This window comes from Staphylococcus sp. ACRSN (assembly GCF_022346615.1).
GTDB lineage: Bacteria > Bacillota > Bacilli > Staphylococcales > Staphylococcaceae > Staphylococcus.
This window is the reverse complement of the sequence record NZ_JAKRNS010000006.1, coordinates 144,764-163,212: the sequence shown is the minus strand read 5'-3', so window position 1 is coordinate 163,212 and position 18,449 is coordinate 144,764. Positions and strand designations below refer to the sequence as shown.

Sequence of the window (18,449 nt, the reverse complement as noted above, 5' to 3'; positions counted from 1 at the left end):
TACGATGAACTATGTTATTGGCATGGATATTGGTACGAGTGGATTGAAAACGATTGTAGTAGATGAAAAGGGTCAAGTAAACGATAGTTATAGTGTTGAATACAAGACAGAGCATCCACATACAGGATATAGCGAAATAGATCCGAATATTTGGTATGAAGCGGCATTGGAAAGTCTAGGATATGTCTTTAAACAATATAAGGCCTCTGAAGTAGCTGGACTTAGTTTTTCAGGACAAATGCATGGTTTAGTAGTAGTGGATAAGCAGGGTGAAGTTGTTAGGCCAGCTATTTTATGGAATGATACTAGAACTTATGAAGAAGTCGAATGGTTAAAGTCTGAGCTAGGTTTACCATTGCTATTAAAAGAAACACAAAATACAGTATTAGAAGGATTTACTTTACCCAAATTAATATGGTTGAAAAATAACGAGCCAGAAAATTATCAGCAGATTGATCGATTTATGTTACCTAAAGATTATGTTGCGTATAAATTGACAGGTAATATTTATACAGAACCATCAGATGCATCTGGAACAATAATGTTTGACGTCAAAAATGGCCAGTGGTCTACAGTTATATTGGATAAATTAAAAATTAATGCACACATTTGTCCTGATATTATACCTTCACATGGCTACAATGGTTCGATAAAGAAACAGATTATGAAGAAATTCAATAGTAATGCCAATATAAAGGTTTACCAAGGTGGTGCAGATAATGCTTGTGGTGCATTAGGCGCAGGTATTACCGATGAACAAAAACGCTTAGTAAGTATTGGTACATCTGGGGTTGCATTAGCTATTCAAAATAGTACAGCCTATGAAAACGACGGTAAGGTACATTATTTCCATCATTGTGTGCCAGAGCAAAAATACATTATGGGTGTCACTTTATCTGCTGGTTATAGTCTGCAATGGTTGAAAGATTTATTAAATAGTGAAGAAAACTTTGACAGTTTTTTAAAAGAAATAACTTCATCTCAGGCAGGATCAAATGGACTCGTATATACGCCGTATTTGTTAGGTGAACGTACGCCATATAATGATTCAGCAGTAAGAGGTAGTTTTATAGGGCTAGATGCTAATACGACCATGGCAGATATGAAAAGGTCGGTACTAGAAGGTATTACTTTTTCTATAAAAGATAGTCTGGAAATTATCAAAAATGATGTACATGATAATAGAGAAATTGTATCAATCGGTGGCGGCGCAAAAAATAATGCATGGTTGCAAATGCAGGCAGATATATTTGAAACTGATGTCATTACTAGAACAGAAGAACAAGGTCCGGCATATGGTGCGGCAATGTTAGTTGCGGTGGGAGCAGGTTGGTTTGATTCATTCAAAGATCTAAGTGCTGCTTGGATTGAATATAATAGTTCATTATCAAGTGATAATAGTGACTTAGAAACGTATAAAGAAATTTATAACATTTATAAAGAAGTTTATGAAAATACGCAAGCATTGTCGAAAAAGTTAGTTCAATATAAGTAGTAATAAGGGGATGGGAGCATGTCATCTTATAATAATAAGAAATTTATTTTTACAATTGCACTAATTGCTACATTGGGTGGTCTATTATTTGGATATGATACCGCAGTGATATCAGGGGCAGAACAATCGTTGCAACGTTATTTAACAGCTCAATATGGCAGTTTTATTCATGGAATGACAGTGTCTAGTGCACTCATTGGTTGTGTGATAGGTGGATTTTTATCATCATATTTTTCTAGCAGATTTGGTAGAAAGAGATCGTTACAAATTGCCGCTATTTTGTTTATTGTATCTGCTTTATTGTCAGGTTACCCAGAATTTATATTTTTCGAACCAGGTCATGCAAGTTTGGGTTTATTATTAACGTTTAACGTTTATCGTATTTTAGGTGGTATTGGTGTTGGTTTAGCATCTGCTATTTCGCCAATGTATATTAGTGAAATTTCACCATCATCTATTCGAGGTACATTAGTATCCTGGAATCAATTTGCAATTATCTTTGGTATGTTGGTGGTCTATTTTGTGAATTATGGTATAACATTTGGTCAAAGCCAAGACTGGATAGACCATATTGGTTGGCGCTATATGTTTATGACCGCTGCAATACCAGCTGCTATTTTCTTTCTATTATTATTTTTAGTACCGGAAACACCCAGGTATTTGACATTAATGAATAAAAATGAAGCGGCATTAAATGTATTGAATAGAATTTATAATTCAAAGAACCATGCACAAACGGTATTGAATGAAATATTGACCACTAAAAATAAGACAAAAGATGTTAAAGCACCTTTATTTAGCTTTGGTAAAACTGTCGTTATTATTGGTATCGTTTTATCAATATTTCAACAATTTATTGGTATTAATGTTGCGTTATATTACGCACCACGCATCTTTGAAAACTTAGGTGCAGGAGGTAATGCATCTATGATTCAAACGGTTGTAATGGGGTTAGTTAATGTCGTTTTTACTGTTATTGCAATTATCTATGTTGATAAATTTGGTAGAAAACCATTACTTATTATTGGTTCAACGGGCATGGCTATCGGCATGATTGGCATGAGTCTACTTACTGCAAATGGGACATTTGGTATCATCACATTAGTGTTTATGGTGGTTTATACTGCTTCGTTTATGATGAGTTGGGGTCCTATTATATGGGTATTATTATCTGAGATATTCCCTAATAGAATTAGAAGTTCAGCGATGGCTATTGCTGTAGCAGTTCAATGGCTTGCTAACTTTACTATTACATCTACATATCCATTTATGATGGATATCAGTGGTACAATGACTTATGGGTTCTATGCCTTAATGAGTATATTGTCTGGAATATTTATATGGAAGTTTATCCCTGAAACGAAAGGGAAAACTTTAGAGGAAATTGAGTCGGTATGGAAATAGAAATATAAATTTATATAAACATTTCAGTTATAAGTATATTTTTACTAATGCTGAAGTGTTTTTTATTTATTTAAAAATTCAAAAATAATATGAATTGACAAATAATGTATAAAGATTATGCTTACATATAAGTGAATTACAAATTTCAAGGGGAAGAAGGGTTTAAATATGAATATTGGTATTGTTGGTGCAGGTAAAATTGTGAAAGAGGCTTTGCCTATTTTGGAACAAATTTCTGATGTTGAATTTCAAAGTATTGTTACAACAGGCAGAAATCCTGAAAATGTGAATGATCTGCAAAAGCAGTTTAATATTAAAAATGTCTATGATGACTATGCTCAATTTTTACAAGATGTAGATTTAGATATAGTCTACATTGCTGTACCAAATCATTTACACTATTATTATGCTAAGCAAGCAATTGAACATGGTAAACATGTTATATGTGAAAAGCCTTTTACATTAACAAGAGCAGAATTAGAGTCTTTAAAAACAATTGCTGAATCGAAAAATATTATAATTACTGAGGCGATTACAAATCTATATCTTGGGAATTATGATGTACTGAAGAATACAATTCAAGAAATCGGTGAAACTAAGATTGCTCAGTTCAACTATTCTCAATATTCATCTAGATATGATAATTTTAAAAAAGATATCATTCAGCCTGCCTTTAATCCAGAAATGGGTGGAGGAGCATTAATGGATATTAATGTCTATAATGTACATTTAGCAGTAGGTCTGTTTGGTAAACCTAAGGGTGTAGCTTATTTTGCAAATGTTGAAAAAAATATCGATACCTCAGGAATTTTACAATTAGACTATGATGATTTGAAAGTTGTTTGTATCGGAGCAAAAGATTCTAATTCAGATAATCATTCATATATACAAGGGGATCAAGCTACGATTCATATTCAGGGACCAACCAATGAATTACAATCCTTTGAAGTGAATCATATTGATGGTGGCACACAGCTATATCAATTAAATCAATTTGAACATCGTATGCATGAAGAATTTGTAAAGATGATACAAATGATTCGTAATAAAGATTATGAACTCGCACAAGCTCAGTTAGAGCATAGTATTCAGGTTGTAGAAGTCTTAGAGTTGGCGTTAGATAGTGCTAATCTTAAGGTAGGACCTTCTAAAGTATAATATTATTACACAGTATATTAAAATAAATAATAATACAAAAAAGGTAGTTTACACGCGTGATAAAGTAAGTACTGTATCATTTCTAGTAAAGGTGATGATACATGTACAGTTAACGGTGTGAACTACCTTTTTAATTACATAGAAGTTACATATTTAATATTTGGTTTTGTATTTCTGACTCGATGTATTTATAAACAGTTAAAATAGGTTCATTTGCGTGTATTGCAGCTTTTTTAACATCTTCAAACTCAGGTTTGGTTTTAATGATTTTTTGATTGAATAGACCTAACTTCACAGAAATTGGACCGTATTTGGTCGTTATTTTTGTGAAGTTTCTTAGTAAAGTTTGTCTTTGTGTTGTGTGACTTCTGACACCTAAAGATGAAGTGTTTTTTAAGATATACGATTCAAAAAATGAGACGTCTTCTAGACGACATATCAACGTTAGTAGTGTAGACGGACGACTTTTTTTCATAATAATCGGTGTATAGTAGGCATCTAAGACCCCATTATCAAATAATTGCTCAACAAGAAAGCCAAGTGTTTCTGCTGTCATATCATCAATTTGGCATTCTATAACTTGTACATGATTAGGTGTCTGGTCAATTTCAGTTGATTTGTTATTGATTGTATTACGATTAGTAGTAAATTGTATCGCTCTGATTACATTAGGGAAGTCAAAGTCTTTACTACCACCACCATAACCGATGTTATTGATTACTATATTTGGCATTGGACCTATATCGTCAACAAGTGCTTTGATAAATCCCGCGCCTGTTGGTGTAGTTAATTCACCTTGAACGTCAAAAGTGGCAAGCGGGATACCTTTTAATATTTCTGCAGTAGCAGGTGCAGGAATAGGATAAACACCATGTGCAATTTTTACTTTGCCATTCCCCGTTGGTACTGGTGAAGCTATAATTGTATCGATTGCTAAATCTTCTAGTGCTAAACAACAACCAATGATATCTATAATTGAATCCATAGCACCAACTTCATGGAAATGAACATCATCTACATTCATGCCATGTACTTGTGCTTCAGCATGTGCAATTACTTCAAAAACACTTGTACTACGTGACTTTACACGTTTTGGTAATGTACTTTGTTGAATGATATCATAAATCGTTTTAGCCGTACGGTGGTGGTGAGACTCCTCGAATGTAATATCTAAAGTAGTTGCTTGGATACCATTTTTATCTTTTTTTGAAAAATGTAGTTCAAAGTCATTGAGCGGTAATGTCTTTAAGTGATGATTTATATAATCAATATCTGCGCCTAAATCAATTAAAGCAGAAAGTAACATATCACCTGCAATACCAGCATGACAATCTAAGTATAACGATTGAGTCATAAAGATTCCTCCGAATATTTTTCTTTTTCTAACATGTTTATGAGCATCGCAGCATTATAGCCACCACCAAAACCATTATCAATATTTAAGACGCTTGTACCAGGAGCACATGAATTAATCATAGACAATAGCGTGGTGATGCCATTTAAATTTGCGCCGTAGCCTACACTTGTTGGGACAGCATAAACTGGATGATCTACTAACCCAGAAACCACGCTAGATAATGCACCTTCCATACCAGCAATTACAATGGATACCTTACACTTACGAATAGATTCCAGTTGGTCGAATAATCGATGGATGCCGGATACACCAACATCATAAAAACGTTCAATCTCGACGCCCATCACTTGTGCTGTAATAGCTGCTTCTTCTGCAATTGGCAAATCAGATGTGCCGGCACAAATAATTGCAGCTTTATTGTATGATTTAGCTATTGATGACACTGGAGTTGCTAGTATATTTGCAGTTTTATAGTATGCTAGTTGAGGATATTGCGTTAAAATCTCATCAGCTTTCTCTTTGTTGATTCTTGTAATTAATATTGTTTCATCCTTTGTTAGGAGTGATTCTATTATTATTTTTATTTGCTGGGCATCCTTGCCTTCACCGAATATAACTTCAGGAAACCCTTGGCGTTGCTTACGATGTAGGTCTACTTTAGCAAATCCAACATCATTATAGTGTTTTAATTGTTCCATCGCGGAATCTATAGAGATAGTCTGTGACTGAACTGCTGTCAAAAGTGCTTCGATGGACTGATTATTATGACTCATTGGATCACCTATTTTCTCTATATTAATTGATTCGTAGTATTAATTACTTCATTCATACTACCTGTTCTATATCCTTCTAAATCCACTGTAACGTAATCAAATCCGAATTCTTTTAGGCGTAATGTGATTTCGTTACGATATTTAATAACGGTTTGTATATGTTGTTCAGATACTTCCACTCGTGCAATATTATTATGATAACGAACACGGACATGCTCGATACCTAAGCTAGAAATAAATTTTTCTGCTTCGTTAACTTTGTTAATTTTAGTGAAAGTTAGTGGATCGCCATAAGGTATACGTGATGCAAGACTACAAAGGGCAGGTTTATTCCAAACAGGTATATGGTATTGTTTGCTTAATTCACGAATTTCACTTTTGTATAAATTTGCTTCTTGTAAGATACTGCGAACATGAAATTCTGTTCTTGCTTTGAGTCCAGGTCGAAAATCATCTAAATCATCCATAATCATGCCATCTAATACGTAGTTAAATTTATATACTTCACGTAAGCGTTCAAGTTCGCCATATAATAGTCGCTTACTGTGATACCAGCTTTCAGGCGTGTTTTTTATAATTTGAGGATCTTGTAATTCTGCAATTTCAGTTTCTATAATTTCTACATTTAACGACTTGCCTAATTCTCTTGCCGCATTAAATTCTTCTTCTCTAAATAATTCAGATTTCACGATAACACCTTTAACATTGTATTTACCTAAGACATCTATTGATTTTTTTAAGACGAAGCTACTATCTACACCACCTGAAAATGCGACTAAAACAGTACCTAATGGTTTTATAATTTCTGTTAGTTTTTGGTTTTTTTCTACAATTGTATTTTGATTCATAAATGGTTCCTCCTAAAAATAATTATTCAACATAGGGTATTGTCAGTGGACCTAAAGGCATGACGCCTATAGTCATATCTTGACCGTATTTTTCAGTGAGTTGTGCTAATGTTTCCTTAATATCATTTACTGGGTGTAACATTGCATCTGTAGTTTGTTGATTTGTGAGTGTTGAATAGAGATATACATCAGCAAAGGTTTGAATAACAGCTTGTTTTTGGACTTGCCATTGATCTAGCATGCCAAATTTAGGATCATTTATCATATCCAATAATTCTTGTGGGGACTCTGCCATTTTTAAGATTTCGGCAAAGTTGCCATGATTAGGGTAACCGTCACTGCATTCGGAGAACATAATAATACTGCCACCCTCTTTAACTACTTTGTGTGCGGCACTCATGCCTTTAACAGTTTGATATAAATTTTGATCTAGAGGATATCCGGAATTGGATGCGATAACTACATCGAATCTATTATCACATTTAAACATTGCATGAGATTTAGCATAAGCACATCCAATATCGTGTGCTTCATATAGCTCACCTGCAAATACAGCAGTGATGTCTTTAGATTTATTTAGTGTGACATTAAGCATGAAATCTGGTTTACACATTGCATTAATTTCCCGGGTCATAGCTTGTACTGGATTGTCTTCCATATTGCCCCATGTGGATCTCATATCTCCAATCATTTTGGCATTGTGGAAGGTCATAATTGTTTCTATACCAGCAATACCTGGCATGATTCCTTTTGGACCACCTGAGAATCCCGCGAAAAAGTGCGGTTCAATAAAGCCAGTAACGATTTTAAAGTCAGCATCGACGTAATCCTTATTTAAATAGACATCACACCCATATTTACTATGGCCAACTTTCTTTAAACTAGCTTTGTCGTTGCAATGATTATGAACGATTTTCACTTTGTTTACGATATCTTCACCTAACATTTGAATTAACTCTTCGCGTGTTTGATCTCTATGAGTTCCTGTGCCATTGATAATGACAAAATTTTCTACCGGTACATGTTTTAGACAGTCAATAATTAAAGGTACAAGAATATGATTAGGCGTTGGTCTTGTAATATCACTGATAACAATAGCCACTGTTTGATCTTCATGGACTAAAGTTTTTAATGGTGGTATACCAATTGGCGATGCTAAGGCATCTTGAATTGCTTGCTCAGGTTGATCTAATGCGGGCTGATCAGTTGGTTCTATACGAACTGAATGATCTGGCAAATCTAACTCGACACTAGATTTACCATATAAAATATTAGCTTTCATTTACGTTTACCTCCTTATTTGTTCCAAAAGGGATCGAATGAATCTACAGGTCTGTTCATTATTGTGCTCTCTGTATTTCACTATGGAAAAAAGTAGAAACTATGTTTTTAGTTATACCTTGTATAAGCTTTTCTGAGTTTGCGAGTGTGTCAGGCAAAGATTTCGGACCATCTACCAAACTAAAAGCACTTAAAATACCGTGTTCATGAAGTTTCTCTATTGCGATATCTACAGTACCACCAATTAATATGACGGGGACGTTATATTGCTGTGCACATCGTGCAACACCGATTGGCGTTTTACCGTATAAAGTTTGATGGTCTATTTTCCCTTCGCCAGAAAGTACTAAGTCAGCATTTGAAACATACTGATTGAATTGACTATATTCTATAACTACGTCTATGCCATTGCGGAACTGGCTAGGGAAGAATGCTTTGAATGCACCACCTAATCCTCCAGCGGCACCAGCACCAGGAAAATCATGTAGGTGCGTGTTAGATGTTAGTTCGACAATATCAGCGAAGTGGTGAAGGTTGTTATCTAATATTTGTAGCTCTCTGTCAGTAGCACCTTTTTGTTTACCAAATACTAATGAAGCGCCTTTTGGTCCAACTAAGGGATTATTAACATCACTGGCTACGATAAATGATGCTTGGGCTATTCTTAAATCAAATGCGGTTAAATCTATGGAATGAAGATTGGCTAATTCAGCGCCTCCATAACCAATTGAATGACCTTGTTTATTTAATAATTTAGCACCCAATGCTTGTAACATACCGGCACCTGCATCATTTGTGGCAGAACCACCAATAGCTAAAATAAAATGCTTATATCCTTTATTTAAAGCTGATAATATCAATTCACCAGTACCGTATGTAGTCGTTTTTAAAGCATTGAGTTGTGATTCTTTGAGATGCTTTAGTCCTGATGCTTCTGCCATTTCTACTACACAGGTTTCGCCATCTCCTAACACGCCATATGTAGCTTGTACTATATTACCTAAAGGTCCAGTTACTGATTCTGTAAATAGCTGTCCGTTGGTAGCGTTAATAAGTGCTTCCATAGTTCCTTCGCCACCATCCCCCATGGGTAATGACTGTAATTCGGCTTTAGGAAAAATAGATGAAATGCTTTCTTGCATTAAATTTGTGACTTGGGTAGCGGTCATACTACCTTTAAATGAATCGGGGGCAAGTATAATATTCAAAAGCTAATCCTCCTTGAAAACGTTTACTATATTTTATTATTCTATTGTATCGATTTTAATTGTCAGAAAATAGAGTTAAACTATACAAAAATAGTAGTTATATTTTGTATATAAAGGATAGGTTGTGAAGGGATGGAAATATTAACAGAAGAGATTGCATCATTGATTGTAGATGAAACTGTTAAACGAACAAGAAGTAATATCAATATTATGAATTATAATGGCGTTATTATTGCTTCATATAATAAAAAAAGAATTGGAAACATACATTACGGAGCGAAACGGGCAATTGAATTAGAGCGGACAATTACTTTAACAGAAACAGATTGTAAGTATTTGGCAGGAACACAACCAGGTATAAATTTACCTATTATATTTCATGATGAGCTTGTTGGTGTGATTGGATTAACAGGCAATCCACAACAATTAATGCAAATTGCCGATGTAGTTAAAATGTCGACAGAGTTATTATTATCACAAAGCTATTTCACTTATGAATTGGAAGGGAATATTCGTAGTCAAGAATTACTTATTGAAGAGTTGCTTAAAGGGGAACCCTCCAAGACCTTTATTAGGTATTTAACGCAACAATTGAATGTGGAACTATTAACTTTACGTAAATGTATTATTGTGGATATAGAAAAGCAAATATTTTCAAAAAATAGCATCGTGCGTATGTTATCAAATAAAATGAATAGGCAATCGTTTGTAATTGCATTTACTAATTATAATCGCATCGTCATACTAGTGACTGATGATGATAAGACAAAACTAAATGATAAAATAACCCGAATCTATCAAGTTTTTATGCAATTAAATTTAGCTATAGAAATGGCATCTAGCCTTGTTTTTACAAGTTTGAATGATTTTAAAAAGGCATATGAAGAATGTGAATTGGTGTTTCTGTTAAATGAACACGAACAATCAGTCGTTTCATTTGAGGATGTCGAGGCACAAACATTGTTATATCAAATTAATAGTGAAATTAGAACGCGCTATAAAAAAAGAATATTAGCAAATATTGATAATCAAACAATTAAAACGTTGCAGTCATTTTTCGAGCATAATTTAAATATAACCCAAACTGCTAAGGCATTGTACATACATCGCAATACTTTGCTATATAGATTAACAAAGTGCCAACAAGTTACTGGACTTGATCCGCGAATATATAATGACGCCGTGAAATTGCAACTTGCTATGTGGTGTTAATCCATTAATAGACTTTATAAAAAGAGTTTCAAGGTTTGTGTAATTAATCTTAAACAACATATGTACAATGATTTATAGTTTTGAGTAAGATTATTTTAATAATAAACAATTAAAAAAACTGCCGACAAATGTATGAAGCGTTGTCGACAGTTTAATTTAAATATGTGATTTTAAAAATCTTGTGTTGTTTCTATCTCGGTTTGTTTGTTAGTTGTACGCTTTGTTTTAATTAAAATATAAGCAGTATTAATGATTACAAATCCTAAACCAATAAATGCGGATATACGCGTATCGGGATTAAATAACATACCAATCACTACTGCTATTAACATAATTAATGTAATGATATTTGAGTATGGTGCAAAAGGCATTTTAAAGGGATGATCTTTAATTTGCTCTTTTTTACGGAAACCGATATGGCTTAGTAAAATTGCGAACCAAGGTACGAAACCAGGAATGACGCCAGCACTGTATACATAAACAAATAAGTTTGTGTCTTTACCTAGTATTAAAGGTAAGACAATGCTTAATACAACGCCTCCAACGATACCTGTACATACAGCGATGACTGCATAATGTGGCACACCATTTTTGTTTGTTTTCTTAAAAATGCTAGGTGCCTGATCTTGTTCTGCTAAAGTATATAAAAGTCTGCTTGTACTGAAAATACCTGAATTACAACCGGACATTGCTGCAGTGATAACAACAAAGTTTATAATCGCGGCAGCTGCAGTAATTCCTACTTTGGCAAAAGTGAGTACGAATGGTGAACCAAGTGAATTAATTTCATCCCATGGATAAACTGAAACAATAATAAATATTGAACCGATATAGAATATTAATATTCTATAGACCACACTGTTAACAGATTTTTTGATTGTAGTTTGTGGATCTTTAGCTTCACCTGCAGTTGTCCCAATAAGTTCTATACCAACGTATGAACCAAAGACAATGGATAGTGAAAAGAAGAAGCCACTGAATCCATTTGTGAAGAAACCACCATGTGACCATAAGTTATTGATACCGACAGGTTTGAATCCATTGCCAAAACCAAAAATGATGATACCTAGACCGGCTACAATCATTAAAATAATTGTAATAACTTTGATTAATGCAAACCAAAATTCAAATTCTCCAAACCATTTTACAGAAATCAAATTGGCTGATAATAAAATGATTACAGCACATAATCCTGGTATCCATATTGGCAAATCTGGCCACCAGAATTTCATATATGTACCAACCGCTATAACTTCACTCATACCGACGACAATCCAATTAAAAATACTACTACTTGCTGTTATGTATCCAAATGAAGGATGGATATAATCTGTTGCAAATTTAGCAAAAGAACCAGTTTCTGGATATGTATAAACCATCTCTCCAAGTGCTCTCATAATTAAAAATACAAATATACCTGCAATCATATATGAGATCAATACCGATGGGCCAGTCCATTTGATTGTACTTGAAGCACCCATAAATAATGCGACCCCAATGGTTCCCCCTAAGGCTATCATCTGTATTTGTCTAGATGATAAATCTCTTTTTAGTTCAGTCTTCATAAGAAATCTCCTGTTTAATTTTTTTATATAATCATTAACTTTATAGACCCCTTTAGAAAGTTAATGTAATTATTATATCATTTGTATAAGAAATTAATCTAATATTGATATGTAATACAGAAAAAAAGTTACTGAAAATTTTGATTATAAATGAGGTTAATGTACGTAAATAGCTTTACTTTTTGTGATTTTAATTATTTATCTTCTGGAAAATAGAAAAATAAGCCAATTTCAATATTTATATTAGATTTTAGAAAAATTATTTGTCATTTATTTTGAAAGCGCTTTACAAAATTAGTATTACTAAATATAATTGAATTAAGTTATTACTAAATAATTCTATGATAAATTAATTATACAATTTAATGTCTCGATATTTAGATATTCGAACATATGACTTCAAATGATACACCGGTGTTGGATTGTTGAGTAATAACGATTAAGGTTAGATGCATTTAATCCTAAATATTCATTGTTTAAAGGAGGAGCGTCTATATGTAGAAAAAAGAATTCACTCATTTTGGATGTGTAGCTTGATATTTTATTAGTCATTAAGTTATTACATGTATCTATTCCTCGCATAAATAGTATTAAAAATAACAAAGCACACTTACTTCATTTAACCCCAATTGATTATATATTGAATGTTACAATTTGTTATTTTTTAACTATGATAAGTCATTTCTGAATGAAAAAGAAATGAAAATTTTTAGACCACTCGCTATTTCTATCTATTTTACTCACTCTATTTTCCTTTTGATAAACTATCGGTTTTTAGCATAAGTTATTCATTTTAATAGATCGAACACTGGAAGGTAATTATTTAGATTATTGCACTGACAGTGAATATTTAAATGATTCATTAAGTTAACTTTAAAGGTGATTTTCAAATTGAGAATATAAAATGATTAAATTCATTCAGGAAGTGACGAAGAACTGATAGAAGAGGCCCAGTTAGTATGACATACTAACTGGGCTTTTTTTATATTATATGTTGCATCTACAGTAAAAATATATCAATTGTGTGAAAATGCAACTTTATAGTTGTTATTTAATAAATAATATGACATACTCAATAACAATTAGTATAACATATTAAAAATAAGAGGTGATTTAGTATGACACAATACATTTATGCATTTGATAAAGGTCAGAAATCAATGAAAGATCTTCTTGGTGGGAAAGGTGCTAATTTAGCAGAAATGAAAAGAATTGGATTACCCGTACCTGATGGTTTTACAATAACAACAGAAGCTTGTATTAACTATTTAAAGCATGGAGCAAAACTTTCGCATACATTGTTGAAAGAACTTGATGAACAATTGACTGCTTTTTCAAAAAGAACGAATAAATCATTTTCTTCAGAGGATAACTTATTATTAGTTTCGGTCCGTAGTGGAGCAAAAATTTCTATGCCAGGTATGATGGATACGATTTTAAATTTGGGTTTAAATGATGAAAATGTGGAAAAATTAGCAAATAAAACAAATGACATGCGATTTGCATATGACTGTTATAGAAGGTTGTTACAAATGTTTGGTGAAGTTGTTTATGACATTCCTATGGCATCCTTTGATACATACTTTGAGCAATATAAAGTTCAAAATGGTTATCAAAATGATGCAGATATTCCTGCAGACGGCCTAAAAGAAATATGTGAATATTTTAAAGATGTTTATTTAGATGTAGCATATAAACCGTTTCCTCAATCCCCATTTGAACAATTAACTGAAGCAATTGAGGCAGTATTTAAATCTTGGGATAATAACCGCGCTCGAGTTTACCGTGATTTGAATGATATTCCACATGATATTGGGACAGCCGTTAATATTCAAGAAATGGTATTTGGTAATAGTGGTGAGCGTAGTGGTACAGGCGTAGCATTCACACGTAACCCTGTAACAGGAGAAGCTAAATTATTTGGAGAATATTTGCTTAATGCACAAGGAGAAGATGTAGTCGCAGGTATAAGAACACCACAAGATATTAATGCTTTGAAAGAGCAGATGCCTGAGGTTCATCAACAATTTGTTGAAGTGTCTCAAAGATTAGAAAATCATTACAAAGATATGCAAGATATTGAATTCACGATAGAAAATGAACAACTTTATATTTTACAAACACGAAATGGTAAACGAACTGCCAATGCTGCGATTCATATTGCTGTAGATTTAGTAAACGAAGGTGTTATTTCTAAGGAAACAGCAGTAACAAATGTTGAAGTGAAATCTATTGATCAATTGTTACATCCTAATTTTGATGAAGCAGCACTTTCGAAGGCAACATCTATTTCTAAAGCAGGATTGCCAGCAAGTCCAGGGGCGAGTAGCGGTAAGATTGTATTTTCTGCAGAAGATGCAAAGATTCAAGCTGAATCTGGTATTAAAGTTATATTGATGCGTCCAGAAACATCGCCAGAAGATATAGAAGGTATGATTTCAAGTGAAGCAATTGTCACGACTCATGGTGGTATGACTTCACATGCAGCAGTAGTTGCTAGAGGTATGGGAAAATGCTGTGTCACTGGGTGTTCAGACTTAGATATTAATACTAATGAAAAGGTAGTGCACTATCCTGGAGGTAAATTGGTTGAAGGTGATGTAATTTCAGTAGATGGCACAAAAGGCGATTTATATATAGGAGAAGTAGCTACGATGAAGGCAGAACGTAGTGAAGCATTTAATCAATTTATGCAATGGTCAGAGGAAGTAGCTAGATTAAATGTGCGAATGAATGCTGAAACACCTCAAGATATTGAGGTGGGTTACCAATTTGGTGCTACAGGTATCGGTTTAGTAAGAACAGAGCACATGTTTTTTGGTCCAGAAAGATTAGTCGAAATGAGACGTTTTATATTAGCTGATAGTCAGGTCTCGCGTATGGCAGCCTTAAATAAAATAAGAGGTTATCAAGCAGAAGATTTTGAAAGTATTTTAAAATTATCGGGTGAGAAACCAACGATAATTAGATTATTAGATCCGCCATTGCATGAATTTTTGCCAAAATCTCAAGAAGAAAAAGAGACTGTAGCAGAACAGTTGGAGGTAACGGTACTCAATTTAGAGCAATATATAGAAAACTTAGAGGAAGTCAATCCAATGCTTGGTCATAGAGGTTGTCGATTAGCGATAACATATCCAGAACTCTATATTATGCAAGTTGAAGCAATTATTAATAGTGCAATCAAATTAAAGCGTAAAGGTATACACACACATCCTGAAATCATGATTCCTTTAGTATCAACAGTGGCAGAATTTGAAATATTAAAGCAACAAATTGTAGAGCGCGTTGAGCAGTTGCAACAGGAATCTGGAATAGCTATTCAATATATGATAGGTACAATGATTGAAACACCAAGAGCTTGCTTAATTGCTGATCAATTGGCTAAATCTTGTGATTTCTTTAGCTTTGGAACAAATGATTTAACGCAATTAACATTTGGATTCTCAAGAGATGATGCTGGTAAGTTTATCAATCAGTACGCTGAACAAGGTATATTAGAAATTGATCCTTTTCAAACGTTAGATGTTGATGGCGTAGGTCAATTGATTCAAGTTGCTGTAGATAAAGCAAAAGCAGTTAATCCAGAATTGAAAATAGGTGTCTGTGGTGAATTAGGTGGGGATAACAAATCTATTGAATATTTCAATTATATGGATATTGATTATGTTTCTTGTTCTCCATATAGAGTGCCAGGAGCCTTATTATCAACTGCTCAAAGTGAAATAAAAGGTGGAAAATTACGTGTATAATAATCAACAAAACGCAAAACTCCTATTATTTGTAATTTCAGATTCGATTGGGGAAACAGCACAACGAATGATACATGCGACATTGTCACAGTTTCCTGATGTAGAAGAAGTAGAAATCAAAAAATTTCCGTATATAAAAAGTGAAGCTGAGTTGTTACAAATATTGCACAGAGCAAATGAACGTTTAGCAATTGTCGTAACAACATTAGTTAATCCTGAATTTAATCGCATAGGACAAGACTATGCGAAGGAACATGAAATTCCATATGTAGATTATATGTCTGATTTAATCAGTATTATTCAAAATCGTACAAATTCAAAGCCAATATTAGAAAGTGGTGCTTTAAGAAAGTTAGATGAACAGTATTTTAAACGTATAGAAGCGATTGAATACTCTGTGAAATATGACGATGGTAAACATTATGATGCAATTGGTGAAGCTGATGCGTTGATTGTAGGAGTATCGAGAACGTCTAAGACACCACTCAGTATGTATTTAGCAAATAAAGGTTATAAAGTTGCTAATATACCATTAGTTCCTGAGGTAGAAATACCTGATGAAGTTTTTAACTTTAAAAATATAAAGGTGTTTGGATTGACCGCAAGTCCAGAATATATTCTAAATATTAGAAATGAACGCGTTAAAGTTTTAGGTTTACATGGACCTACGAATTATAATAGCGTCGAGCGAATAAGAGAAGAATTACTCTATGCAGAAGAAATTTTTGCTCGATTAAATGCGCGTGTTATAAACACTGAGTATAAATCTATTGAAGAATCTGCATTTTATATAGAACAATTTTTATGATATATCTTTAGGTACCTTGTTATTTGAAATGTAAGACATTATTAAATAAGGAATGGGTAATGATAAAGTGCAACGCTTAAATTTAATTGTCACAAAGGAGTGGTTATATGTTGCGAAATATTACACCGTATTTATTTTTTAATGGAAACTGTAAGGAAGCACTGGACTTTTATAGTAAAGCACTTGATGGAAATGTTAATGGTATTATGACGTATGGAGAAGCGAATGAAGCATCAGCCGAAGATCCAAACCGAATTATACACTCACAGTTAGACGTAGATGGACGAACATTTATGTTATCTGATATTCCGAAAGACGATCAGCCAGCTGTGAAGGATAGAAATGTTTATATTGTATTAGAGTTTGATAGTGAAGATGCTGTAGCAAAAGCTTATGAGCATTTGAAAGAAGACAGTCAAGTTTATATTGAACTTGCAGATATGTTCTGGGGAGCTAAATACGCCAAACTTGTAGATAAATATAATATTGGTTGGGATTTAAGCTATACGTATCCACAAAATGAACAATAAAATAAAGAGATAACTAAGTTGACGGAAATCATGTTTTTGGTTTCCGTCATTTTTGTTTAATAGGATGTACAATTGACCGTAATTTTAGTCATCGTGCTGTTGTAGAAAAGCTTGTACCATTTTAGGTAGATAACTATTCTTACGCCAAATTAAATTTGTTGTGGTGATCCATGGATGACCTTCAATTTCCTTCACTACATAATGATCTAATATACTAGGCGTAATTGAAGTATAAGGTAAGATGGTCACACCAAATCCTTTTGATAATATTTGCATTAATATAGATGAATCATGGCATTCGCACAATATATTTGCTGAAAGTTGATGAGCATGAAAAGTATTGAGTATCTGTTTGTGGAGTCCAGACTCTGTATCAGATATTAATAAGACTAGAGGTAACTTAGCTAATAACTCTAATGAAATTATTTCTTCTGTTATATGTTGTGCTATGTTTTGAGGGATAATACACACACAATGGTCTGTGTGAATATGTTTGTTATTTATAGTATTGTTTTGTATGGTCTCGTTGATATAAGCGATATCTAATTTTCGTTCATTTAAAAGTTTAATAATATTAATGCTATCAGATTCCCAAATGTTAAAGCGAACATCTGTATTTTGTTGTTTGAAGCATTCAATCTGTTCAAACATTTTATTTGAACTATATATTGTAGTACCGATAGCTAATGATTGCTCTACCTGCTCATGGTATTCTTGGGTCTCCATTACTGAATCATCTATTGTATTCAAGATGAGTTGCGCTTTATTAACAAAAAATCGACCTTGATCAGTGAGTTGCACCTTTCTTTTCTTATTTCTTTCAAATAGTTCAAATCCTAATTCTCTTTCCAAATCTTTTAATTGTCTACTTAAAGGTGGTTGTGCAATATGTAACATCTCTGCTGCACTTGAGATACTACCTGCTTTGGCAATTGCTAAAAAATAACGTAAATGTCTTAATTCCATCTTGCCACTCCTTTTAATACTCAAAAAGTATCTTATATATATTTAATATATATTTATTGTATTATAGTATGTCGATTTATACTAATAGATGG

The 18,449-nt window shown here is 33.2% G+C and carries 14 protein-coding genes; 7 read left to right on the top strand and 7 right to left on the bottom strand.

Annotation, left to right across the window (positions count from 1 at the left end; genetic code table 11):
* Window positions 1-4: 4 nt before the first annotated feature.
* From xylB to MHZ36_RS07600, 3 genes are all read left to right on the top strand, one after another.
* On the top strand, window positions 5-1,495 hold the full coding sequence (gene xylB / locus MHZ36_RS07610; protein WP_239230836.1) for a xylulokinase: 1,491 nt from the start codon (window positions 5-7) through the stop codon (window positions 1,493-1,495).
* 18 nt (window positions 1,496-1,513) lie between these two features.
* Window positions 1,514-2,899, top strand: coding sequence for a D-xylose transporter XylE (gene xylE / locus MHZ36_RS07605; protein ID WP_239230834.1), 1,386 nt, complete (start codon window positions 1,514-1,516; stop codon window positions 2,897-2,899).
* Window positions 2,900-3,067: 168 nt separating this feature from the next.
* Window positions 3,068-4,057 (top strand): Gfo/Idh/MocA family protein, encoded by a 990-nt coding sequence (locus MHZ36_RS07600; protein WP_239230832.1) that lies wholly within the window; start codon window positions 3,068-3,070, stop codon window positions 4,055-4,057.
* 145 nt (window positions 4,058-4,202) lie between these two features.
* Here the strand turns inward: MHZ36_RS07600 and larC are convergent, their stop codons facing one another.
* Genes larC through MHZ36_RS07575 form a run of 5 tightly spaced genes read right to left on the bottom strand, consistent with a single transcriptional unit; the run spans window position 4,203 to window position 9,524 of the window.
* Entirely contained in the window at window positions 4,203-5,411 is a 1,209-nt protein-coding gene (gene larC, locus MHZ36_RS07595; protein WP_239230830.1) for a nickel pincer cofactor biosynthesis protein LarC, read from the bottom strand.
* On the bottom strand, window positions 5,408-6,187 hold the full coding sequence (larB, locus tag MHZ36_RS07590) for a nickel pincer cofactor biosynthesis protein LarB (protein WP_239230829.1): 780 nt from the start codon (window positions 6,185-6,187) through the stop codon (window positions 5,408-5,410). The genes larC and larB overlap by 4 nt, the downstream gene beginning before the upstream one ends.
* A 17-nt stretch (window positions 6,188-6,204) precedes the next feature.
* On the bottom strand, window positions 6,205-7,035 hold the full coding sequence (gene larE / locus MHZ36_RS07585) for an ATP-dependent sacrificial sulfur transferase LarE (protein ID WP_239230826.1): 831 nt from the start codon (window positions 7,033-7,035) through the stop codon (window positions 6,205-6,207).
* 22 nt (window positions 7,036-7,057) lie between these two features.
* Complete coding sequence (larA, locus tag MHZ36_RS07580) at window positions 7,058-8,317, bottom strand: nickel-dependent lactate racemase (protein WP_239230824.1); 1,260 nt, start codon at window positions 8,315-8,317, stop codon at window positions 7,058-7,060.
* A gap of 58 nt (window positions 8,318-8,375) precedes the next feature.
* The gene (locus MHZ36_RS07575) at window positions 8,376-9,524 is read right to left on the bottom strand and encodes a glycerate kinase (protein WP_239230822.1); all 1,149 of its coding nucleotides are present in this window, start codon (window positions 9,522-9,524) and stop codon (window positions 8,376-8,378) included.
* 132 nt (window positions 9,525-9,656) lie between these two features.
* Here MHZ36_RS07575 and MHZ36_RS07570 point away from each other — a divergent pair, with 132 nt between their 5' ends.
* A complete protein-coding gene (locus tag MHZ36_RS07570; protein ID WP_239230820.1) occupies window positions 9,657-10,736 on the top strand; it encodes a CdaR family transcriptional regulator in 1,080 nt (359 codons plus the stop codon).
* 170 nt (window positions 10,737-10,906) lie between these two features.
* Here the strand turns inward: MHZ36_RS07570 and MHZ36_RS07565 are convergent, their stop codons facing one another.
* The gene (locus tag MHZ36_RS07565; protein ID WP_239230818.1) at window positions 10,907-12,301 is read right to left on the bottom strand and encodes an amino acid permease; all 1,395 of its coding nucleotides are present in this window, start codon (window positions 12,299-12,301) and stop codon (window positions 10,907-10,909) included.
* A 1,118-nt stretch (window positions 12,302-13,419) separates the two neighbouring features.
* On the opposite strand from MHZ36_RS07565, the gene ppdK reads away from it, so the two are divergent.
* The 3 genes from ppdK to MHZ36_RS07550 all read left to right on the top strand — a co-directional run bounded on the left by ppdK (window position 13,420) and on the right by MHZ36_RS07550 (window position 17,391).
* The gene (gene ppdK, locus MHZ36_RS07560; protein WP_239230816.1) at window positions 13,420-16,053 is read left to right on the top strand and encodes a pyruvate, phosphate dikinase; all 2,634 of its coding nucleotides are present in this window, start codon (window positions 13,420-13,422) and stop codon (window positions 16,051-16,053) included.
* The gene (locus MHZ36_RS07555) at window positions 16,046-16,861 is read left to right on the top strand and encodes a pyruvate, water dikinase regulatory protein (RefSeq protein ID WP_239230813.1); all 816 of its coding nucleotides are present in this window, start codon (window positions 16,046-16,048) and stop codon (window positions 16,859-16,861) included. Before ppdK ends, MHZ36_RS07555 begins: the two co-directional genes overlap by 8 nt.
* Window positions 16,862-16,968: 107 nt before the next feature.
* On the top strand, window positions 16,969-17,391 hold the full coding sequence (locus tag MHZ36_RS07550) for a VOC family protein (protein ID WP_239230812.1): 423 nt from the start codon (window positions 16,969-16,971) through the stop codon (window positions 17,389-17,391).
* An 84-nt stretch (window positions 17,392-17,475) separates the two neighbouring features.
* Here MHZ36_RS07550 and MHZ36_RS07545 read toward each other — a convergent pair whose 3' ends face one another.
* The gene (locus MHZ36_RS07545; protein WP_239230810.1) at window positions 17,476-18,357 is read right to left on the bottom strand and encodes a LysR family transcriptional regulator; all 882 of its coding nucleotides are present in this window, start codon (window positions 18,355-18,357) and stop codon (window positions 17,476-17,478) included.
* Between the last annotated feature and the right edge of the window lie 92 nt (window positions 18,358-18,449).

What these genes read in the sequence shown, in the direction of transcription:
- xylE (WP_239230834.1), top strand. Translation starts at nt 1,514, where the DNA reads ATGTCATCTTATAATAATAAGAAATTTATTTTTACAATTGCACTAATT.
- larC (WP_239230830.1), bottom strand. Translation starts at nt 5,411, where the DNA reads ATGACTCAATCGTTATACTTAGATTGTCATGCTGGTATTGCAGGTGAT.
- MHZ36_RS07550 (WP_239230812.1), top strand. Translation starts at nt 16,969, where the DNA reads ATGTTGCGAAATATTACACCGTATTTATTTTTTAATGGAAACTGTAAG.
- MHZ36_RS07570 (WP_239230820.1), top strand. Translation starts at nt 9,657, where the DNA reads ATGGAAATATTAACAGAAGAGATTGCATCATTGATTGTAGATGAAACT.
- MHZ36_RS07545 (WP_239230810.1), bottom strand. Translation starts at nt 18,357, where the DNA reads ATGGAATTAAGACATTTACGTTATTTTTTAGCAATTGCCAAAGCAGGT.
- larE (WP_239230826.1), bottom strand. Translation starts at nt 7,035, where the DNA reads ATGAATCAAAATACAATTGTAGAAAAAAACCAAAAACTAACAGAAATT.
- larB (WP_239230829.1), bottom strand. Translation starts at nt 6,187, where the DNA reads ATGAGTCATAATAATCAGTCCATCGAAGCACTTTTGACAGCAGTTCAG.
- larA (WP_239230824.1), bottom strand. Translation starts at nt 8,317, where the DNA reads ATGAAAGCTAATATTTTATATGGTAAATCTAGTGTCGAGTTAGATTTG.
- ppdK (WP_239230816.1), top strand. Translation starts at nt 13,420, where the DNA reads ATGACACAATACATTTATGCATTTGATAAAGGTCAGAAATCAATGAAA.
- MHZ36_RS07565 (WP_239230818.1), bottom strand. Translation starts at nt 12,301, where the DNA reads ATGAAGACTGAACTAAAAAGAGATTTATCATCTAGACAAATACAGATG.
- MHZ36_RS07600 (WP_239230832.1), top strand. Translation starts at nt 3,068, where the DNA reads ATGAATATTGGTATTGTTGGTGCAGGTAAAATTGTGAAAGAGGCTTTG.
- xylB (WP_239230836.1), top strand. Translation starts at nt 5, where the DNA reads ATGAACTATGTTATTGGCATGGATATTGGTACGAGTGGATTGAAAACG.